Annotated in this window: 16 protein-coding genes; 5 read left to right on the top strand and 11 right to left on the bottom strand. The window is 70.7% G+C overall.

All coding sequences use genetic code 11. The annotated features are described in order from the left end of the window. Nucleotides 1-270: 270 nt before the first annotated feature. Complete coding sequence (locus BCD48_RS41080) at nt 271-882, bottom strand: TetR/AcrR family transcriptional regulator (protein WP_071053803.1); 612 nt, start codon at nt 880-882, stop codon at nt 271-273. Nucleotides 883-1,026: 144 nt separating this feature from the next. Here BCD48_RS41080 and BCD48_RS41075 point away from each other — a divergent pair, with 144 nt between their 5' ends. Beyond that, complete coding sequence (locus tag BCD48_RS41075; protein ID WP_071053802.1) at nt 1,027-1,761, top strand: SDR family NAD(P)-dependent oxidoreductase; 735 nt, start codon at nt 1,027-1,029, stop codon at nt 1,759-1,761. Nucleotides 1,762-1,794: 33 nt separating this feature from the next. Then, nucleotides 1,795-2,418 (top strand): NADPH-dependent F420 reductase, encoded by a 624-nt coding sequence (locus BCD48_RS41070; RefSeq protein ID WP_071053801.1) that lies wholly within the window; start codon nt 1,795-1,797, stop codon nt 2,416-2,418. 60 nt (nt 2,419-2,478) lie between these two features. On the opposite strand, the gene BCD48_RS51765 is transcribed toward BCD48_RS41070, so the two are convergent. After that, nucleotides 2,479-2,916 carry a DUF4158 domain-containing protein gene (locus BCD48_RS51765; RefSeq protein WP_157910622.1) on the bottom strand — a complete coding sequence of 146 codons (438 nt, stop codon included), beginning with the start codon at nt 2,914-2,916 and terminating at the stop codon, nt 2,479-2,481. 384 nt (nt 2,917-3,300) lie between these two features. On the opposite strand from BCD48_RS51765, the gene mobF reads away from it, so the two are divergent. Next, nucleotides 3,301-8,040: a MobF family relaxase gene (gene mobF / locus BCD48_RS41060; protein ID WP_241842378.1), complete on the top strand. Its 4,740-nt coding sequence runs from the start codon at nt 3,301-3,303 to the stop codon at nt 8,038-8,040. Between the two features lie 465 nt (nt 8,041-8,505). Here mobF and BCD48_RS41055 read toward each other — a convergent pair whose 3' ends face one another. Continuing rightward, entirely contained in the window at nt 8,506-8,772 is a 267-nt protein-coding gene (locus tag BCD48_RS41055; RefSeq protein WP_071053798.1) for a hypothetical protein, read from the bottom strand. Between the two features lie 20 nt (nt 8,773-8,792). Between BCD48_RS41055 and BCD48_RS41050 the strand changes: the two genes are divergently transcribed. Further along, nucleotides 8,793-9,383 carry an IS630 family transposase gene (locus tag BCD48_RS41050; protein ID WP_312624072.1) on the top strand — a complete coding sequence of 197 codons (591 nt, stop codon included), beginning with the start codon at nt 8,793-8,795 and terminating at the stop codon, nt 9,381-9,383. Between the two features lie 194 nt (nt 9,384-9,577). Here BCD48_RS41050 and BCD48_RS41045 read toward each other — a convergent pair whose 3' ends face one another. From BCD48_RS41045 to BCD48_RS41010, 8 genes are all read right to left on the bottom strand, one after another. Further along, nucleotides 9,578-10,429 (bottom strand): mycofactocin-coupled SDR family oxidoreductase, encoded by an 852-nt coding sequence (locus BCD48_RS41045; protein ID WP_071053796.1) that lies wholly within the window; start codon nt 10,427-10,429, stop codon nt 9,578-9,580. A gap of 252 nt (nt 10,430-10,681) precedes the next feature. Beyond that, nucleotides 10,682-11,896, bottom strand: coding sequence for a cytochrome P450 (locus BCD48_RS41040; RefSeq protein WP_071053795.1), 1,215 nt, complete (start codon nt 11,894-11,896; stop codon nt 10,682-10,684). A 13-nt stretch (nt 11,897-11,909) separates the two neighbouring features. Beyond that, on the bottom strand, nt 11,910-13,394 hold the full coding sequence (locus BCD48_RS41035; protein ID WP_198543600.1) for an aldehyde dehydrogenase family protein: 1,485 nt from the start codon (nt 13,392-13,394) through the stop codon (nt 11,910-11,912). Next, entirely contained in the window at nt 13,387-14,322 is a 936-nt protein-coding gene (locus BCD48_RS41030; protein ID WP_071053794.1) for an SDR family NAD(P)-dependent oxidoreductase, read from the bottom strand. The genes BCD48_RS41035 and BCD48_RS41030 overlap by 8 nt, the downstream gene beginning before the upstream one ends. Continuing rightward, on the bottom strand, nt 14,315-15,442 hold the full coding sequence (locus BCD48_RS41025; protein WP_071053793.1) for a spirocyclase AveC family protein: 1,128 nt from the start codon (nt 15,440-15,442) through the stop codon (nt 14,315-14,317). The genes BCD48_RS41030 and BCD48_RS41025 overlap by 8 nt, the downstream gene beginning before the upstream one ends. A gap of 2 nt (nt 15,443-15,444) precedes the next feature. Continuing rightward, entirely contained in the window at nt 15,445-16,557 is a 1,113-nt protein-coding gene (locus tag BCD48_RS41020) for an ABC transporter substrate-binding protein (protein ID WP_071053792.1), read from the bottom strand. Nucleotides 16,558-16,678: 121 nt separating this feature from the next. Further along, nucleotides 16,679-17,488, bottom strand: coding sequence for a CbbQ/NirQ/NorQ/GpvN family protein (locus BCD48_RS41015; protein ID WP_071053791.1), 810 nt, complete (start codon nt 17,486-17,488; stop codon nt 16,679-16,681). Nucleotides 17,489-17,536: 48 nt separating this feature from the next. Next, on the bottom strand, nt 17,537-19,201 hold the full coding sequence (locus tag BCD48_RS41010) for a nitric oxide reductase activation protein NorD (protein ID WP_071053790.1): 1,665 nt from the start codon (nt 19,199-19,201) through the stop codon (nt 17,537-17,539). A gap of 776 nt (nt 19,202-19,977) precedes the next feature. Between BCD48_RS41010 and BCD48_RS41005 the strand changes: the two genes are divergently transcribed. Next, on the top strand, nt 19,978-20,547 hold the full coding sequence (locus BCD48_RS41005) for a nuclear transport factor 2 family protein (RefSeq protein ID WP_071053789.1): 570 nt from the start codon (nt 19,978-19,980) through the stop codon (nt 20,545-20,547). The last annotated feature ends 63 nt before the right edge of the window (nt 20,548-20,610 follow it).

The following is a 20,610-nucleotide window of genomic DNA, read 5'->3' as shown; positions in this document are numbered from 1 at the left end:
CACTCGACCTCCACGGCTTCCCATGACAAGCCAGCCAGACCACAAACGGACAATCCCCGACAGGCCGGTCAAACTTCAAACGTGCCGGAGCCTTGGGTCCTCGGGGGTCGCCGGTCTCCCCGGCGGCTTCTGCTGCGGCCTTCAGCAGGCGGGCGGCCAGTTCCGTAAAAGCCAGCAGGTCCGGGCCAGGTGCCGGGCGGCTGGTGTCGCGTACCAGCGGGTGCAGCCGCGCGACCGGCAGCGCGTCCAGCCCGGCCGCGGAGTGTCAAGTTAACTTGACACGTCCTCCCGTCGCCGGTCATCGCTGGCTGTGGCGGGGATGGCGTTGTCGATGAGGACGGCGGCGATGGCAGCGGCGGTGGGGAAGGCGTCGGCGTTGAGGACCCGGGTGCGGGCCGCGGCGCCGTCGATGAGCAGCGCGAGCTGCTCGCCGAGCTGTTCAGGGTCGGCGGCGGCGGCTTCGCGGGCGGTGTCGGCGAGCCGCGCGGCGACGGCTTTCTTGTAGTCGCGTGCGTACTGGGATGCGGGGTGCTGGGGGTCGTGGAGTTCGACGGCGGCGGCGATGTAGGGGCACAGGGGGGTGGTGGGGGGGATGTCGAAGGCGGCGAGGAGCCGTTCGCGGGGCGTGAGGTCGGTGCGGTCGAACACGCCGGACAGCACGGAGGGGTCGAACCGGCGCAGGTACTCGGCGACGAGTTCGTCCTTGCCGGTGAAGTGCTGGTAGGCCGTGCGCTTGGACACCTGGGCCGCCGCGCAAAGCTGGTCCATGCCGGTGCGGTTGATGCCCTGCTCGCGGAACAGCTGCTGGGACACGCTGAGGATGCGCTCGCGGGCGCCCCGGCCGCGGCGGCGGCCCTTGGGGCCCATCTCCAACTCCGTCATGGGTCCACGGTACCCCAGCTGGGTAACGACCGGTGTACATAATTTGCGTCCCGACCGTCCGCCCGATACCGTAAGCACACAGATCGGTGTACATAACACCGTCACCCCAGGTGCGCACGGCACCACCGACCCAAGGTAGCGATCATGGGAAAGCTTGACGGCAAGGTAGCGGTCATCACCGGCGGCACCACCGGCATGGCGCTGGCCGGCGCGAAGCTGTTCGTCGACGAGGGAGCGCACGTCTTCATCACCGGCCGCCGCCAGGACGCCCTGGACGAGGCCGTGAAGCAGATCGGCCGCAACGTCACCGGCGTCCAGGGCGACGCCGCCGACCTGGACGACCTGGACCGCCTGTACGACACCGTCAAGTGGGAGAAGGGCAGCCTCGACGTGCTGTGGGCCAGCGCCGGCGTGGGCGAGCCCGCCCCGCTCGGCGAGATCACCGAGGCCCATTTCCACACGGCGTTCTGGCTCAACGCCCGCGGCACCCTGTTCACCGTCCAGAAGGCCCTCCCGCTCTTCAACGACGGCGGCTCCATCCTCATGACCGGCTCCAACGCGTCCCTCGGCGCCTTCCCCGGCTGGAGCGTCTACGCCGGCAGCAAGGCCGTCCAGCAGGCCTGGGCCCGCGTCTGGCTCAACGAGCTGAAGGACCGCCGCATCCGCGTCAACGTCCTGACCCCCGGCCAGGTCGCCACCGCCAAGCAGGAAGAACTCTTCGACGAGGCCACCAAACGCCAGTTCGAGTCCCTCATCCCCCGCGGCCAGATGGGCCGCCCCGACGAAATCGCCACCGCCGCCCTCTTCCTCGCCTCCGACGACTCCAGCTACGTCAACGGTATGGAACTCGTCGCCGACGGCGGCACCACCGCCATCTAAACCGAGCAACGCACAACCAGGGCAGGACATCTCATGAGCAACATCAGCATCATCGGCACCGGGAACATGGCCCGCACCATCGGCGCGCGGGCGGTAGCGGGCGGCAACACCGTCGAGGTCATGGGCCGCGATCAGTCCAAGGCCACCGACCTGGCCAAGGCTCTCGGCGGCGGCGCCACGACGGGAGAATGGGGCACCGCCCCGGCCGGGGACATCGTCATCGTGGCCCTGTTGTACGACGGTGTCATGCCGGTCGTCGCCCAGTACGGAGACGCTCTCGCGGGCAAGGTTATCGTCGACATCAGCAATCCCTTCAATTCCACGTTCGACGGGCTAGCCCACCGCGAGGAGACCTCGATCGCGCAGGAAGTCGCCAAGGCGGCCCCGGCCAGCGCCAGCGTGGTGAAGGCGTTCAACACCATCTTCCGTCATGTCCTGGAGAAGGGTCGGCCTGACGTCTTCCTCGCTGGCGATAATGCGCAGGCCAAGGCAAGTGTGGAGGCGTTCATCGAGAGCCTCGGGCTGCGCCCGCTGGACGTCGGCGGCCTGAAAATGGCGCACTGGCTGGAAGGAGCGGGCGTGGTCACGGTGGGCCTCGCCAACCACGGGGTGGGGAACTTGAACTTCGCTCTCAGCATCACCGAACTTCCCGTCTGAGCAAACGGTTGACGGATCACCGAAAGGACTCGCCAATGCAGTCACCGCGGCGAAGCGTCATCAAACTGCCGGCAGCCTGAGGCCACGATCCGGTCTACCTGACCGGCGGCCGACGGCCGGCGGCTCGACTTTCTCACTCCGGCAGCGGCTGCGCAGGGCGCTGGCCAGCCGTTCCCGGTTCGTTTCTGTCGGGCATATTTCCTCGGCCAGCCACTGCGCCCACCGCTCTTCGTCAGCCTCGGTCGGGCCGCGGGTCCCGTACTCACCGCGGATCTGGGCGCGTTGGTACTTGATAGTCCGGCCAGTCCAGGAATAGCCGGCGAACAGGGCCGGATCGACCTGCACCAGCGATCCGAGATAGTCCACCGCGAGGCGGTGGCGAAAAACCTGTTCGCACCGCAGAGAATGACTATCTGTTCGATGTAGCAGACAGCGACAGGCTCCGACCTGCTGCCCGTTCTCGGGAGGGAACACACGGCGCTGCTCGTCACCGAACACCGGCGATGGTCCGCGACCAGCAGGTCGACGCCACCGAGCGCGTCGGCCGCCTGTCACCGCCACGCGGTTGCCTGCGCCTCGGCTTTCGCTGCGGTGACTACGCGAGTGCTTCCGGGGGTGTGCCGACGCGACATGCCAGCGATGGCCGCGGGCTCGGTGACCCGCACCGAGCCCGCGGGGGCATTTGCGGTGGCCGGTGAGAGGGCCTTGGCGATGACGGTAGCGATGTTCGGGGATTTCAGGCTGACGGGTTGTCGTTGCCGGTTCCCGGCCGGGCCGGGCTGGTGTTCATCGGCGTTCGGAGCGACCTGTGCCGTGCCGTCTTCTCTCCGTCTCCCATCCACATCGTTCGGGTCGTCGCGCCGCCGCTGTTCGGGGGCCGCGGTGATTGCAACGCCCCGAGTTCTGCGGAAGCGGGTACGAGATCCGGAGGATCTCGCGAAGGCGGCGGGGGCTGTCGTCGCCCATGTGCAGGGCGGGCAGGCAGCCAGTGCGGGCCTGGCAGGCTATTACGACCGGGGCCAAGTGGTGGGCCGTGCTCGGGGCCGTTTGGCGGAGTTGGTGGGCCTTCATGGCGAGGTGTCTGGTGAGGCGCTCAGCCGGCTGCTGCGGGGCCGACATGCCGTGACGAACCGGCCGTTGCTGACCGGACCTGATCCAGCGGCGCGGGCACGGCATACGGACCTCCCCGATCGCAGGTCCAAAAGGTTGTCTGCTCCTCCGGTTGCAGGCAGCGGGACCGGATCCGGCAGTGGTGACGATCTGCTGACGTTGGTTGAGGCCGCGGCGGTTGCTGGGGTGAGCGTGAGTCATCTGCGTTCGCTCGTCAGTCGCAACTCCGAGGCCGGCGCCACTTCCGACCAGCCGGTCCCCGCCGGAGGCGTTGTTGTCGGAGATCGGCCGTCCGCTGCCGAACACGAGCGGCCGGCGGACGACGTCGAACCGCGGACGAGTGAGGTTCCGGAGGATGCCAGAGGTAGGGCCGGCTCCTCGGGCGGCATTCAACTGTCGGGCGTACGCGGCGCTGACGGGCGATGGCGGGTGCGGCGGGACATGTTGGAGCGGTGGTGTGCGGCGCGGGTGCCGCCGGCGACGGTGCTCGGTTACGACGTGGTCTGCGCCGCGCCGAAGTCCGTCTCGCTGCTGTGGGCGTTCGGTGACGAGGCGTTGCGGGCGGATGTGGCGGCGGCGTTGGACGCGGCGGTCGACGCGACGATCGGCTACCTGGAGCGCCACGCCGCGTTCGGCATGGTCGGCGGGCGCAACCGGCGGGCGTTCGGCCTGGCGGTGGCGTCGTACAGGCACGATGTGTCGCGGGCGGTCGAGGCGCATCTGCATGTCCACAACATTGTGATCAATGCGGTGGCTGTTCCCTCCGATCCGGCCGGGTCTGACGGCGAACGGCCGGAGACCGGGGCCGGCCGGGCGGTGACGGGCTGGGACTGGCGGGCGGTCGACGGGGAGGTGTTCCTCGCGCATGTCCGGACGGCCGGGTTCGTCGGCGCCGCGGTGCTGCGCCCCGAGTTGTCAGAGCGGCGCGGGCTGCAGTGGGGGCCGGTGCGTAACGGGGTGGCAGAGCTGGCCGGGTTTCCGGTCGAGTTGTTGGCGGCGTTCTCGACGCGGCACCGGGAGGTGGAGGAGGAGTTCGCCCAGCTCGTGGCCGGCGGATTGGAGCCGTCGGGTGCGACGAGGGCGGTCGCGCAGCGGGAGTCCCGGGCGCCGAAGCGGGTACTCGCCGACGCCGCGGTCCGCGCGCTCCAGGTCGAGAAGCTGACGGCGGCGGGGTGGAGCGTCGAGAAGGTCCGCGCGCTGGCCGCGCCGGGGATTCACCGACCTCAGCCGGTCGACGACGCCGACGTAGCTGGGCTTTTCGATCTGCTCGCCGGACCGGCAGGGATGACCGAGAAGACGACGACGTTCGCGCGCCGAGATGTGGTGCGCCGGGTCTCCGAGTGGGGCGGGGACCGGTTGGATGTGGCGGCGGTGGAGCGACTGACGGACCGGTTCCTCGCCGATCCGCGGGTCGCCGTGCTTGTCGATACCGCGCCCGGGCAGCGCCGCCGCCAGGAACCGGAGCCGTTCTACACGGTCGAGGGGCTGCTCGCCGCAGAGGAGCGGCTCGCCGGACTGGTCCGCACCGGCCAGGTCGCGTTCGGCGCGGCCCCGCGCAGGCTCGTGGACCGGCGCATGCTCACCGCCCACCTGGCTGCCGCAAGCACGGCCGCCTCGAACGGCGCGAGCGGGGGTCGAGGCAGCGTGGACGGCGCGCCCGTCCGCGCCGCCAGTCCAGGCTTCAGCGGCGCGGCGGCGCGCGCCAGTGGTGAGTCGTTCCTTTCGGGCGAGCAGGTGGAGCTGGTGCGCCGGCTGTTGATCGGTGAGGACCTGGTGCGCCTGGCGGTCGGCGCGGCGGGCACGGGGAAGACGGAGGCGATGCGGCTCTTGACCGGCATCGTGCAGGCCGCGGGGCGGCAGGTCTTCGCGACCGCCCACGGCGGTCGGCAGGCCGAGGAGCTGGCCGAGCGGGTTGGGATCTCGGCGCGGGTCGTGGCGAGTTGGTTGGAGAAGCTCAGCCGGGTCGACGACCCGGCCACGGTGTGGCCGCCTGGTTCGGTGCTGATCGTCGATGAGGCGACCCAGGTCGGGACCCGCGACGCCGAACGGCTGCTCCACTTCGCCAGCCGGACGGGGACGGTGGTGATCCTGCTCGGGGATCCGGCGCAGCTCGGTTCGGTCGCTGCCGGCGGATGGTTCGCGCACCTCGTCGCCCAGACAGCCGACGTGCCGACGCTGACGACCGTGCGTCGGCAGGCCGGCGCGGACCTCACCGCGGTGCGAGCCGCGCTCGGCGCGCTGCGCACCGATACCGGGGTGGGCACCCGCGCCGCCCTTGAGCGGCTCGCTGCCCATGGCAAGGTCCGTCTCGTCGACGACCCGGACGCGCTGCTCGCGCGGGCCGTCGCCGACTGGTACGCCGAACGCCGCCAGCGCGACCGCGCCGACCGCGGCGCGGCCGTCGGCGCGAACGGCGCGGACTCGCCAGCGGGCGCCAGCAACGGCGCGGTCGTCGGCGCGAACTCTGGCGGATCCGCGCCGGCGCCTGGCTCCGGCGCGCCACCGTCGCGCTGGCGCGGCCGGGCGCCCGGAGCGGCGGCGGCGGCGCGGATGATGGCCGAGCGGCACCGGGACGTCGAGATGCTCAATCAGGCGGCCCGCGCGCTGCTCGCCGCCGACGGCACGCTCACCGGGCCGGTGCTGGCGCTGGCGGGGCGGGACTTCCAGGTCGGCGACGAGGTCGTGACCCTCACCCAGACCGGCCACACCCTGGTGCCCGAGGGCCGGCCCGGGTCGGCGTACATCCGGACCGGGACGACCGGAACCGTCACCGCCGTCCACATCGACCCGGATCACCCAGCGGCGCAGTCGGTCACGGTGTACTTCCCGAGCAAAGGCACGGTCCAGGTCCCATGGGAGTACCTCACGCACCAGTTCGCCGACGGCCGCGACGGCGGCCTCGCCCACGCCTACGCACTCACCGCCGCGAAGGCACAGGGCGCCACGATGGACACCGCCCGCGCCGTCGTCCCCGACGACACCAGCCGCGCTGGCCTGTACGTCATGCTGTCGCGCGCCCGCAGCGACGTCGCGGCCTACGTGCTGCGTCGCGACGATCTCGACGCTCGCGACGACGACGAGACCTGGCTACCCGCCGTGCCCAATACGACCGGTGACCCGCTCGACCGGCTCGCGGGCCGGCTCGACCGGTCCGAGCAGGAGCGCCCGGCCGGCGCGCGTGACCCGATCGCGGCCGCCGCGCATTGGCTATCCCGCGAGCACACCCTCGCGGAGCTCACCACCCTGCGCCTCGGCGCACCGCCCGGTCATCGCCCCAGCCGGCCGGAGCCTGCGGCGACCGGCATCGGCGCGGTGTCCGGCGCGAACGGCGCGCTCAACGCGCCGAGCGGCACCACGCCGACCGCGCCAGTCGCGCCGTCCGCGCCGATGCGCGCCGCGCCGAACCCGCGGTCCGCGCCTGACGCGGTGCCGACGTCAGAAGGCCCGGCGACCGCGCCGGGCTCGGCTGACGTTCCGCGCCAGGTGCTGCTGCGCCGCGCCGAGCTGGGCGCGGAGGCGGCGCTACGCAGCGCCGCACTCGCGGATCCGCCCGCTGGCCTGCTCGCGCGGATCGGCCCCTGCCCGGAGGCTGGCCCGGACCAGGCCGTCTGGGACGACGCCGTGGCCGGCCTCGCGATCTACCACGCTCGCCAACAGCCTCCAGCTCCGGCGCACCTGGCCGGCCCGCCACCCGGCAGTCGCGCCGACGATCAGACGCGCGATCCGTGGCTGCGGCATCGCGCCCAGGCCGCCCGGCTTGCCGACAACTGGGCCGCTGCCCTCCCCGCCGCGATCCGGGCTCGGTTCGCCGGCTCTGGCCAGGCGGTTCCCCGTGAGCGCGCTGTCGCCGGGTTGCACGCCCTCCTTGACGTCGGTCATCCGCCCACCGCGCTGGCTGAGGCACTCAGCGACGGGTCTCTCGATGGGATCCGGGCCGGCGCGGCCGTCCTCGACAGGCGTGTCAGCGATCTCTGCCAGCAGGCCGGCATCGACCCGGCTCTCTACGTCCTGCCCGCGCCGCGCACCGCCCAGGAGGAATGGAACGAGGTCACCGGTCTGCTAGCCCTCGCCGAGACCAACTACCTCGCGACCAGGCCGACGACGGAACTCGCCGCCGAACGTCGCGACCTCGCCGACACGCTCACCGCGGCCGTCAGCGCCCAGGTGACCATCACTTCGGACGGAGTCCCCGTCGTCGCGCCGCACGCCCGAACGCCGGCGCGATACGAGCAGGAGGCACGACTGGCCCGGCTCGACGCCGCGCTTGACCGCCAGGCCGTCGACGCCCTGGCCCGTGCGGGGACCCGAACCCGCCCGCTACTTGACCGCGCTCCTCGGCCCCCGCCCCGCTGGTCCGGACGTGGAGGCCTGGGATCAGGCGGCCGGCCGGGTCGAGCGCTACCGCCATCGCCTGGCCGGTCTGTCCTACGGCTCCCCTGCCGCCTCAGACGCGGCCGATCCTGCCCGCTACGCCCTCGGCGACCGGCCTACCGACTCCACCGCCGCCGCTGACTACGACCAAGCCTGCGACGTCACCAACCTCCGCGGCGGGCAGCTGACCATCTGACAAGCCCTCAGAAACGGCGCCACTGGCCACGGCCGGGGCTAGCGGCCAGCGGGCCAACTACGTGGTCTGACCGCGCTGGCTGAGCTGGCGAGCGATCGCTTCGAGGTGCCGTTCGATGCGCGAAGCAGCACGGCCAGGCCGGGATCGGGCCGCGCCATGTCGTCTCCCGCTCGCCAAGGCGGTACCCGCGCGGTCCGGACCCGGGCACCACGGATGCCCGAAAGCCCTGACGCTGCTGTCCACTGTCATCGCGGACGACATCGCAAGAGACATCGCGAATGACATCGCGACGTATTCGCGCCGCTGCACGCATCGCGCGGGACACCCCTGGAGACATCGCAGGCCCCAAGACCGCGCAGGTCCCCATCGCTCCGGCAGCAATCAGCGAGTGGCCGGCCCAGGGCAGTGCATCAGCCAGCGGACGCCATCACCAGCTCGGTGCCGGTCTGGGCCGCGTCGGCCTGTCCGTTGCTGACGGCGCCGTCGACGGCCGCGTCGGCGGTGGTGTCGAACGCCAACGGGCTGACCAGGCTGTGCGCCAAGCCTTGGCGACGCGCGTAGGCACGAGCAGCGGTCAGCGACTCGAACGGCAGACACACCGCCAACGCCCGCGTGTGGCCGGGATCGGCGAAGCTCACCACCCCGAACAGGCACTCCTCACTCTCGACGTCGGACACCGCGTCCTCCCCCGCCGCGGATCCGCATCCCCGCCCATCCGCCCGCGGGCACCACGGTCATCTGCGCCGACGAACTCGGCCCGGTGATCCCACGCACGTTCCCACCCGCACCGGGCTGGTCACCCGACGGCCACCGCATCAAGGCACCCCTGGAGTACTCCCGCGGCAGCGAGAAGACCTGGGTCTTCGGCGCCCTGCGCCTCCGCGACGGCACCGAGATCACCTACTGCGCCCCAGCGCGCAACAGCGACGGCTGGATCAGCCTGCTGACCCAACTGGCCCGAGCCAACCCCCGCGGCCCGATCCGGGTCGTCACCGACAACCTGACCACCCCCACCAGCCGGAAAGTCCGCGGATGGCTGGACCGCCACCCACGCATCCAGCAGGTATACATCCCGAAGAAGGCCTGCTGGCTCAACCTGCAGGAAGGCTGGTGGCGACTGCTACGCCGGGCCGCGTTCGCCGGCCAGACCTTCGCCGACACCGACGAGATCACCCACGCCGTCGAAACGGCCACCACCCAACTCAACACCCACGCCAGACCATGGGTCTGGGGACGACCGCCACCACCCACCCGCACACTCCGCCACCGCTTTGTCTACTGCCTTTAAGGAACATTGCAGTAGGCGTCTCGGCAGTCCGGCGGATCGCGCTGTGCGCCCGATTGGTTTCCCTGGCGGTCGTTCGGATACCCGAGCTGGTGCTCGGCCTGAACCTGATGGTGCTTGTACTCGAGCCTGATTGCTGCTCGAGCCTCCGTCACGCAGGCCGCGCACCGCCCGGGGATCTCCCTCGCCGGTGTCAGTTAGAAGGCTGGGGTGCCCTTGAGCATGCCGCCGGCGTCGATGCGCAGGTTCAGGCCGGTGATGTACTTCGCGTCGTTGGAGGCGAGGAACAGCACCAGCGAGCTGACGTCGTTCGGCTCGATGTACGGGATCGGCATGGCCTGGAGCACTGGGAAGGCGAGTTCGGCGTCCTCGCGGGTCGGGTTTTCCAGGTCCGGCCGGAACGTCCTGTACATGCGGTCGTTCTGCAGGAGGTCGGTGTTGACGTTGGTCGGGTGGATCGCGTTGAGCCGGACGTTGTGCGGTGCGAGCTGCAGGGCGAGGACCTCGGTGTAGCGGGCGACGGTCTGCTTGGCCCATGCATAGGCGACTCCGCCGGTGTTACCCAGCGCCTCGGTGGTGCCTTTCATCATTCCGGCGGTGGAGCCGGTCAGGATGATCGAGGCGCCGGCCGTCAGGTGCGGGAGGCTGACCGCGACGGTGTTCATGACGCCGATGAGGTCGATGTCCGTGCCGTCGACGAACCCGCCGCACAGCGAGATGTCCTCCCACGGGCAGACGCCCGCGTTCCCGAGGACGATATCGAGGCGGCCGAATCGGGCGAGCCCCTGGTCGAGCGCGGCGCGCAACTGGGAGCGTTCCCGGACGTCCGCCTTGACCGCGACGATGCCGCGGCCGAGGGCCTCGACTTCCTTGACGGTCTGGGCGAGGTCCTCCGGCGTGGCGAGGGGGTAGGGAACGCTGGCGATCTGTTCGCAGAGATCGATCGCGACGATGTCGGCGCCCTCGCTGGCCAGGCGGAGTGCGTGGCTGCGGCCTTGGCCGCGGGCGGCTCCGGTGATGAAGGCGACCCTGCCGTCGAGCTTGCCCATGAGGACCCTTTCGGTTGTAGGTACACGAGGATCTGTGGTCTGCCGTCGCGGCACGACCGCCGTAGGGTGGTCGGCCTCCCGGCCCGGCCGGGGCGCGACGGCCGCGCCCTCGTTCGTCGCGGGAGACAAGGCAGGCAGTTCTTGGTCGTGCGGCGCAGGTGTCAGGGCCGACCTCCGGCCGGCCTCGTCGAGTGGTGGCCGCTGTCCCGGCGCCGTCCAAGGTTCAGGAGAAAGCTGTGGCGTCCGCTGCCCCTAGGCTTTTGCGTCGAACAGGACGGGCAGCGAGGTTGGGGAGCGGAATACCTGGCCGTGGATGTGGGGGTCGTCGCCGGCTGGGTCGAGGCGCAGGTCGGGCAGCCGGTCGAGCAGGGCGTTGACCGCGACGCGCATCTCGAGGCGGGCGAGGTGCATGCCGAGGCAGATGTGCACGCCGTGGCCGAACGCGATGTGCTGGTGGGAGGTGCGGAAGATGTCGAAGCGGTCCGGGTCGGGGTTGCGGTCGGCTTCCCGGTTGGCCGAGCCGAGCATCGGCATGACCGCGGAGCCCGCCGGGATCGCCACCCCGGACAGCTCGGTGTCCCGGGTCGCAACCCTCGTGATCAGCACCAGCGGAGGCTCCCACCGGATCGCTTCCTCGATGGCCTGAGGAATGAGCGACCGATCAGCACACACCGCGTCGAGCTGGTCGGGGTGGGACAGAAGTCCGAACAGCAGACTGCCCGTGGAGCGGTAGGTGGTCTCGACACCGGCGGGCAGCAGCAGGCGCAGGAACGAGAAGATCTCCTCGTCAGAGAGCCGTTCTCCGTCGATCTCGGCGACCGCGAGATCACTGATCAGGTCGTCGCGAGGTTCGTCGCGTCGGGCGGCGAGAATCGGGATGAAGTACTTCCGCAGCGCCTCGGAGGCGGCGAGGCCGCGTTCGCGGTTGGTGAGGATGCTTAGCAACGAGATCGACCAGCGCTGGAACTGCGGGTAGTCCTCGCGGGGCAGGCCGAGCAGGCTGGCGATGATCTGGCTCGGGTAGGGGAACGTGAACTGCGGGACGAGGTCGGCGCGTCCCTTGTCGGCGAACCGGTCGATGAGGTCGTTCGCGACGCGGTCGACGAGGTCGTTCTCGCGGCGGGCGATCGCCTTCTGGCTGAAGGCGCCGGCGACCAGTCCGCGGTGGCGGCGATGGGCCGGCTCGTCCATGCCAAGCATGACGTCCTTGCCCAGGGCATCGCCGAAGGCGTCGAGGATGATCGACGACGAGAAGGTCTCGTTGTCGCGCAGGACGCGGGCGACGTCGTCGTAGCGGTAGACGAAGAAGATCGGCTTGGCGTCGTCGTGCGGCATGTCGGACATGTCGAGGCGCTGGACGGGCTCGTCGCGCCACATCCGTGCCAGTTCCGGGTAGGGGTCCCGGACGTCGCCGGCGACGGCGTCGTCGAAGCTGCCGAAGTCCTCGAGGTCGTCGTAGAGCTGCATGCTGGGGGTCTCCTTAGCCGGCCGGATATGCGACGGACTTGATCTCGAGGTACTGGTCGAAACCGGCGTGGCCGTTCTGGCGGCCGACGCCGCTGGCCTTGTAGCCGCCGAACGGGACGTCCGCGCCGTAGGGAGCGCCGCCGTTGACTCCGATGAACCCGGCGCGCAGCTGGCGGGCGACCACCAGGGAGTGCTCGAGCGAGCCGGACATCACGTTGCCGGCGAGGCCGTAGACGCTGTCGTTGGCGATGCGGACGGCGTCCCGCTCGTCCTCGTAGGGGATGACCGCGAGGACGGGGCCGAAGATCTCTTCCTGGGCGATCGTCATCGTGTTGTCGACGTCGACGAACAGGGTTGGCCTGACGTAGAAGCCCCGGTCGGGGACGGCTGGCCCGTCCGCGGCGCCGACGAGGAGCTTCGCGCCCTCGTTGATGCCCCGCCGGATGTAGCCGCGGACGCGCTCGCGCTGCTTCGCCGAGATCACCGGGCCGCATAGTGTGCCGGGGTCCTGCGGGTCGCCGGGTACGACGCCCTCGTACATGCCGCGCAGCAGCTCGACGCCCTCGGCGTAGCGCGACCTGGGTAGCAGCATCCGGGTCGGGATGGCGCAGCCCTGGCCAGCGTGCATGCAGGGGGCGATGCCGATCAGGCAGGCCGCCGCGAGGTCGGCGTCCTCCAGGACGATGGTGGCCGACTTGCCGCCGAGTTCCAGGAACAGGCGCTTCATCGTCGCGGCGCCCTTTTCCATGATTCTCTTCCCCACGGCGGTGGAGCCGGTGAAGGAGATCAGGTCGACCTTCGGGCTGAGCGTGAGCTCCTCGCCGACGAGGTGGTCGGACGCCGTGACGACGTTGACCACGCCCGCGGGGATGTCGGTGTGCTCGGCGATGAGCCGGCCCAGGCGGGTGGCGGTGTACGGGGTGTCCGGCGCGGGTTTGAGCACGATGGTGTTCCCGGTCGCGAGCGCCTGGCCGAGCTTGTGGATCGCGATCTCGAACGGGAAGTTCCACGGCACGATCGCCCCGACCACTCCTACCGGCTCCCGCCAGACCATTCGCCTGCAGACCTGCCGGGTGAGATCGGAGTACGCCTCGCCGAGGTCGGTCTCCCAGGGGTAGGAGTCGATCAGTTTGGCGGGATAGGTGAGCGCGTCGGCCAGCGGGGCGTCCAGCTGCGGTCCGTGGGTGACCAGCCGTGGGCAGCCGGCCTCCAGGATCAGTTCCTCGCGCAGCTGTTCCTTTTCGGCTTCGAGGGCCGCCTGGAGCTGGAGGAGGCAGCGCTGCCGGAAGGAGTGGTTGGTGGACCAGTCGGTGTCGTCGAAGGCCCGGCGAGCCGCGTCGATGGCGCGGTGCATGTCCGCCTTCGACGCGTCGGCGACCTCGCCGATCGGCTGCTCGGTCGCCGGATTGATGTTGGCGAAGACTCCGGCGGCCCCGTCGACGAGCGCGCCGTCGATCAGCATCCGGGTCTCGAAGCCGACTGTCGGACTGTCAGCCATGGCGTTCGCTCTCGTCGGAGGGTGGGGTGACCGTGGCGAGCCGGTGGGGGTGGTCGCGCAGGCTGCCTGGCCGGGGCAGCCCGAGGGTCTTGCCTACGAGGGCTCGGAAGATCCGGTCGGGCATCAGGCGTTTGCCGGCGAGCAGCATGCGGGCGTCGTTGCCGACCGCGTGGCGGGTGAATGGAGCGCGGTCGCCCAGGGCCTTTGTGAGTCCCGGGGGGAAGTTCTCCGGGGGGCTGACGGAGCGCAGTACGCGTTCGCCGGCGCGCCCCAGACTGGCGTGGTGCTCGCTGTACGGCCCGTCCCTGTCGGCGTAGGTGAAGGTCTGTTCCAGCGAGGTGTTGAAGGTGCCGGCGACCAGGACGGTGACGCCGAGGCCGAAGGCGGCGATCTCCTCCGCGAGGGCCTCGGCCCACCGTTCGAGCGCTCCCTTGGAAGCGGAGTAGGCGCTGGTCGTGGGCATTCCGCGGACGCCGCCCGCGCTGGAGACCACGACGATGCGGCCACGCCCGGCGGCGCGCATGGCCGGCAGCAACTCCTGGGTGAGGCGGACCGGCCCGAGGACGTTGGTGGCGAAGATCTGCCGAAAGACGTCGGCTGGCATCTCCTCGACGCAGCCGACGACGATGAGGGCGGCGTTGTGCACGACGGCGTCGGGCGCCCCGACCGCCTTCTCGATCATTCGAGCGGCCTCGGAGATCGAGGTCGGGTCGTCGAGATCGAGACGGACCGGAGTCAGCCTGGGGTCATCCAGCGTCGCACCGGTGGCCTCCCGCAACCTGGCCATTCCCACGTCGGGTGCGCGCATCGCGGCCAGGACATGCCATCCCTGCCGGTACAGATGAGCGGCCGAGGCCAGTCCGAGGCCGCGGGACGCGCCGGTGATGACAACGCTGCGAGGCTGGGCCGGTGTCGATGGCTCAGCCATTCCCGCTCCCGCAACGGCCACCGTCCGCGGGTGCGGTCACGTCAGGGCGTCCGCTCTGTGCGCTCTCCCAGCCGGACCAGTTGCCCTCGAAGTAGGGCCCGGGCTGACCGGCCCCCTCGTAGAAGCCGTTGGGGTCGTAGACCTTCGCCTCGGGGTACGGCCACGGGCAGGCGACGGACGTGGCGGACTTCGTGGCGCGGATGACGGCGAACCCGGCGCCGTAGGCGAAGTAGGCGACGTTGAGGATCGCGAACATCACCACGAACGTGCCGAGCGCCGGCCGGCGAGCGAAGATCCGTATCCGCTGGGCGAGTTTCTCCGCCTTGGTGCGCCCGGTGTCGTCCCGGTACAGCAGGACACCCGCGGGGATCATCACCAGGGTGACCAGACCTGATTCCCACAGCAGCGGGAACTGGTAGGGCTTCCCCGCCCACAGGGACCCGAACGGGATCACCTGCGAGTAGATGTACAGCCCGGTGCGGACGCAGAAAACCTCAAGAATCGCGTCGTAGACGAACCCGATCACGAAGATCATGGCGCCCAGGGTGATGAGGGGGTGACGCCAGACGAACGACTCGGGCGAACGACCGGCCTGGATCTTCCGCAGAATCCAGATCGCGGGGAAGTACGGGCCCACGTAGAAGGTCAGATAGCCCATCACGATGAAGGGCTCGACCGTGGGCGACAGTGACGCCACGGGCCACGTCTCGGGCCAGTGCGTGAGCTGCGGGTTGTAGACCGCGTAGGGCGCCCAGTTCATGATCGGGTCCTGCCAGATGATGCATGTCGCGGCGATCAGCATCAGCAGGACCGGGTGCCTGGGGTAGCGCTGCCAGTAGAGCACCATCGCGACGACAACGGTGATGGCCGTCAGGGCGAGGCCAATCTCCTGCATGACGAGCCAATCGGACTTGCCGAACAGGAATCTGACCGGCCGTGGCGCCCCCACGACGTCGCGGTTGGCGATCCGGTTGGATTCCGCGCCTCGGCGGGCGTTGTAGAGCGCGACCATGACGCCGATGTTGAGCCCGAGGAGGATCAACGCCATCCACCACGGGGGCCGTCGTCGCACGATGGTGGGCGCATCGGTGTCAGCGAGTGGTGCGACTGTCCCGGTCATGATTACTCCTCGCCGAATCGGCCGATGAGCTGGGAGTTCGTGCCGTCCGGGTCGAGAGTCCGCGCCACCAGATAGCCGGCTCCCATCCAGCCGCGGCGGGTCCATTTCCCGAACGAGATGCGCGTGCCGGGAGCGCCGGCCGCGGCGGGGATCATCTTCACTCGCTCCAGCGCCTCCTTGACGCCTCGCGGCGTCAGCGGATGCGCATCGGAGAACGCTCGCAAAAGAACCGTCGCGAAGTCCCGGTTCATCACGGGAACGCAGTACTGGGGGCGCCGCGCGTAGGCCGCCTCGAACTGGTCGAGGAACCTCTGGCCGACAGGGTTGGCCTCGTCGTACTGGTCGACGCCGGTCCAGCCGAGGACCGCGTTCCACATCACCGGGCTGATCCACGCGTTCTGGAAGGCGGTGCCCATGTAACGGGGCGGGTCCCACCCGAGGGCGGCGAGCACGGGATTCACGTGGACCGCGCCGAACCCGAAGCCGCAGTGCACGATCGCCTGCACCTTGGCCGCGTGGAGCCGGCCTACCGCCTTCTCGATGTCCTGGGCGGTCTGCGCGATGGGCTCCTCGGCGACGATCCGGATACCGCGGTCGCGGCAGGCGATGCGGAAGCTGCCCAGGTAGCTCTGGCCGACCAGGGACTGCTCGACCAGTGCGCCGACCTCGGTGTGCCCCGCCTTGGCCAGCAGATCCGCCCAGAAGATGGGCTCGTCGGTCATCGACCCCTGCGGGAGGGCGAAGGTCCACTCCCCCAGCCAGTCCTCGGAGCCGGTGCAGCTGATCGCCGGGACGTGGAAGCGGGTCTCGATGGCCTCGCGGGTCGGGACGGCGTTGTCGGTGATGGCCGGGCCGAACACGGCGAGGCATCCCTCGTCGACGAGTTCGCCGTACGCGTCGATGACCGCTTTGATGCTCCCCTTCGGGAGGCCCTCGACCTCCCGGAAGACGATCTCGACCGGTCGGTCGAGGATTCCCTGCTTCAGGCCCTCGCTGAACACCAGCTCGAACGGCCTCATCAGGTCGTCCCGCATTTCCTGCGGGTACTGGTCCGGTAACCGGAAGTCGAACAGGTAGCCGAGTTTGATCGGCTCGGCCGTGCTTTCGTAGGACATGACGCTTCTCCTTAGCGGTCGACCTCGTGCCCGCGCGGCAGCCCCGTCTTTTGAGGACGGAGGTGACGTGGCGGGGCAGGTCGTGAGCAGATCGGCTGGTGATGTCAGCCGGCCGCGGGGGTCAGGCCTTGGCGGGGGCGAGATCCTCGCCGAGGTAGACGTCGATCAGTTGGGCGAGACCGGCGGTCAGCGACAGGTCGTCGGTGAGCGGGCCGGCGACGGCGGCGCGGGCGGCCGCGCGCGGTGTGAGTCCTTCGGCGATGAGCTGTCCGGCGGCGATGAGGACACGGGTGGACGCCACCTCACGTAGCCCCGGCGTTTCGAGGCGGCGGATCGCCTGGCCCAGCACCACGAGCTGGGAGGCCGTGTCGGGGGCGACGCCGGCCTCGGCCGCGACGACCTTCTCCTCGACATCGGGCGGCGGGAAGCCGAGCTCGATGGCCACCATGCGCTGGCGGGTCGAGTCCTTGAGATCCTTCAGGACGCTCTGGTAGCCGGGGTTGTAGGAGACGACGAGGCAGAAGCCGGGTGCGGCGTCGAGGGTCAGTCCGAGGCGGTCGATCGGGAGCTGGCGGCGGTGGTCGCCCAGCGGGTGGAGCACGACAGTGGTGTCCTGCCGGGCCTCGACGACCTCGTCGAGATAGCAGATGGCGCCCTCCCGCACCGCCCTGGTCAGCGGGCCGTCGACCCATTCGGTTTCGCCGCCGCGCAGCAGGAATCGCCCGACGAGATCGGCGGTCGTCAGGTCGTCGTGGCAGGCGACGGTGACCAGCGGCCGGTTCAGGTCATGCGCCATCGCCTGGACGAAGCGGGTCTTCCCGCAGCCCGTCGGTCCCTTGAGCAGGATGGCGAGGTTCTGGCGGTAGGCGGCCCTGAAGACCTGTTCCTCGTTGCCGACCGGCACGTAGTAGGGCCGACCTGCGTGCCCCATGTCGTACTCCCTTCGTCTGCGGTGGTTGGTGCGGTGCGCGGGTGACGGCTAGGACGCGCGGCGCCGGGACTCGGCCGAGCGCAGTGCCGAGCGGAACAGCGGCCCGACGACCTGGCTCATCTGTGCGAGGTCGGGAGCCGTCGCGTGCGCCGCGGGCCCGAACACCCGACGCAGCGCCGCCGCGTCCGTCCCCGCGCCGACGCTCAGGCAGACCACGCCGACGCCGCGCCGCCGGGCCTCGGCCAGCGCGTGCCGGGCATCGGCCTCGCCGTACTCGCGTTCGTAGCCGTGGTCGTAGGCGAAGCCGTCCGACAGCACGATCAGAAGCCGCCGCGACGTCCCGCCCCGGTCTTCCAACACGGACGCGCCATGCCGGATCGCCGCACCGAGCCGCGTGTATCCGCCGGGCACCAGGCCGGCCAGGGTCCGCAGGACCTGCGCGTCGAGCCCGTCATCGAACCGTTTGACCGGTTCCACGTGGACCGCCGACCGGCCCTGGGAATGGAAGGCGTAGAGCGCGACGCGGTCCCCGAGATCGTGCAGCGCGTTCACGAGGGCGGCGGCCGCCGCTCGTTGGTGTTCGTGCACCGACTCGCCGGTGGCGCTACGTTCGGCCGCCGAGCCCGAGCAGTCGAGCAGGACGAGGGCCGCGAGGTCACGGCGGCGACGGACACTGTCGACGTAGACCGCCTCGCCGGGCGCCGAACCAGCCACCAGCGCGACTCGGGTGTCGACCACGGCATCGATGTCCAGGTCGTCGCCCTGCGGCTGGCGGACGCGGCGGTCGAGGCCGACACCGAGGCGCGCCAGCGGCCGTCGCAGGGCGTGGCCGTTCGGCAGCGCGACCGCGGCATCCGGTTGGGAGCGTGGTGGCGGCTCGCGCACGGTGCACCAGTCCAGGCGGTAGGCCCGCTGGTGAACGTCCCACTCGGGATAGCTCCACCCCTGGCGGTGGACGGCGTAGGCGACGGAGGCCGGAACCGCGAGCGCGCTGGCCAGCGCCGCGTTGCGACCGCCTCGGTTGCCAGCGCGGGTCCGATGCGTCGGCGCGTCCGCGCCGGCCGGTCCACCGCCGGGCGAGCGGGCAGCGCCGAGCATCCGGCGCAGCAGGCGGCCGATCGGACCCCCGCCACCGACCGGGCTTGCCAGCAGATGCAGAACGGCCCCGGCCTCTTCGTCCTCCTTGAGCTCGGCGAGCTCTGCCGCGCGCCGCTGTCGCGCGGCGACGTCCTTGGTGGGTACGTCGGCCTCAACCCGCGCCTGCGACGCGAGCACCCGACGCGGATGGATGACACCGAAGATCTCGGGCGGGGCGTCGAGCGGCTGCCGGCCGCGGGCCATGGCCAGCGACGCGGACGCCGAAGCGCCACAGGAGGCGACCTTCCGGTCGATGAGCGCCCGTGCTAATCGAGGAAGCAGATCCTCGTTCGCCGCCAACGCCCGGTGGCCCTCGACGGCTAGGTACCGCTGCGCGAGGGCCGGGCGCCGGGCAAGCTCCCCCAGCACCACGGGTGCCAGGCTCCCCGCGGCCAGCAGCGACGCCTGGACGGCGAGCGCCTCAACCTGCGGGCCCAGGCCGGCACCGGCGTCGAGAAAGACCGTGGCACCGTCCGTCCACGCGCCCTCGCCGGCCTCAGCGGGCGCTACCCGCAGCGTCCGGCCGGAGATGGCCGAGGCGAGCAGGCTCAGGCCGCCCAGTTCCGTACCGCTCATGCCGTCCCACCCCGACGGCGACGCCAGGCGTCGAACTCGTCTACCCCCCGGGCTAGACCCGTGGTGGGCGCTGCGCCGTGGTCACGAACGTGGCTGGTGGCGAGGCTCCGGGCCAGGCGCCGCCCACACGCCGACGGGCGACACGTCTCGCGATCCCCGACCAACGCACGGCCGTCGATGACTGACACGACGAGCCTCCGTTCCGGTTGCCCACCCTTGGGTCGAATACTTGCTCCGCACCGTAGAGGCCGGGGTCGACCCCGTCAACCAGAAGCCAGAACCCTGCTCGACCGCACCAAGGATGCGCACATAGCAGTACTTTTGCTGCTGAGAGCCGGACAAGTTGACGCTCGGACGTGGCCGCCGGGCGCCGCCGACTGGCCGGCAGCTCGACGCCCAGGGTCGGTTGACCAAAAAGTTGCTCTGGCCGTAACGTCGGGCGGCATGGCCAGTCGGAACACGAGCGGAAGGGGCTCGTGGACTTCCCGTGTCCACCGGAGGTCGAACGGTTCCGGGCGGAGCTACGCGGGTGGCTCGCCGCGAAACCTCACCGCCGATGTCGTCGACGCCGGTCGCCGCGGGTCGGCGGCTGCTCGTGCCTTCGAGACGGTGCGGGCGGCACGGCGCCCGACGCAGGACGCCGTCGCCGTCGACGGCTGGGACGGCCCACCCGTCCGACCTGACCTTGCGACCACGGTCGGCGCCCTGGCCCAGAGCGCCCCTGGTCGAGCAGCGCGCGCCGCCGGCGCACCTGCCTCACAGAACTGAGAGGTACCGTGACCATCGAAGATCTGACGCCTGACAGCGCGTTGACGGCGGCCGTACGGGAACTCGCCGACCGCGCCGCCATCCTCGACTGCATGCACCGCTACGCCCGCGGCATGGACCGCCTCGACCGCGCGCTGGCACGCTCCGCCTACCACGACGACGGCATCGACGACCATGGAGCGTTCGTCGGAGCCGTCGAGGACTTCCTGGACTGGGCCTTCTCCTACCACGCCGACCAGGCCCGCCATCAGCACTACCTGGCAAACCACAGCGTCGAACTCGACGGCGACCGGGCCCACGCCGAGACCTACTACCTGTTCGTCGCGAGCTACCCCGACGCCGAAACACCGCTGACCATCGTCGGCGGCCGCTACGTCGACCGCCTCGAGCGGCGCGACGAACGATGGGGCATCGTCGCCCGGGTATGCCTCGTCGAATGGCAGACCACGCTGCCCGACCAGCTCACCAGCCAAGCGCTCGCGTTTCTGGCCCAGATCCAAACCGTCGCCCGCGACCACACCGACGCCTCCTACGACCGTCCCCTCGTCGTCAGCCGGTCCGCGCAGACCGCTTCCTAGCCGGCATCGCGGGCCTCGTGCCCGCGGGCCGTGACGATGCCGGGACCGTGTCCCCCACAGTGA

The organism is Pseudofrankia coriaricola (assembly GCF_001854805.1).
Classification (GTDB): Bacteria; Actinomycetota; Actinomycetes; order Frankiales; family Frankiaceae; genus Pseudofrankia.
Note: the sequence above shows the minus strand (reverse complement) of the source record. Positions and strands in the feature narration are given on the sequence as shown.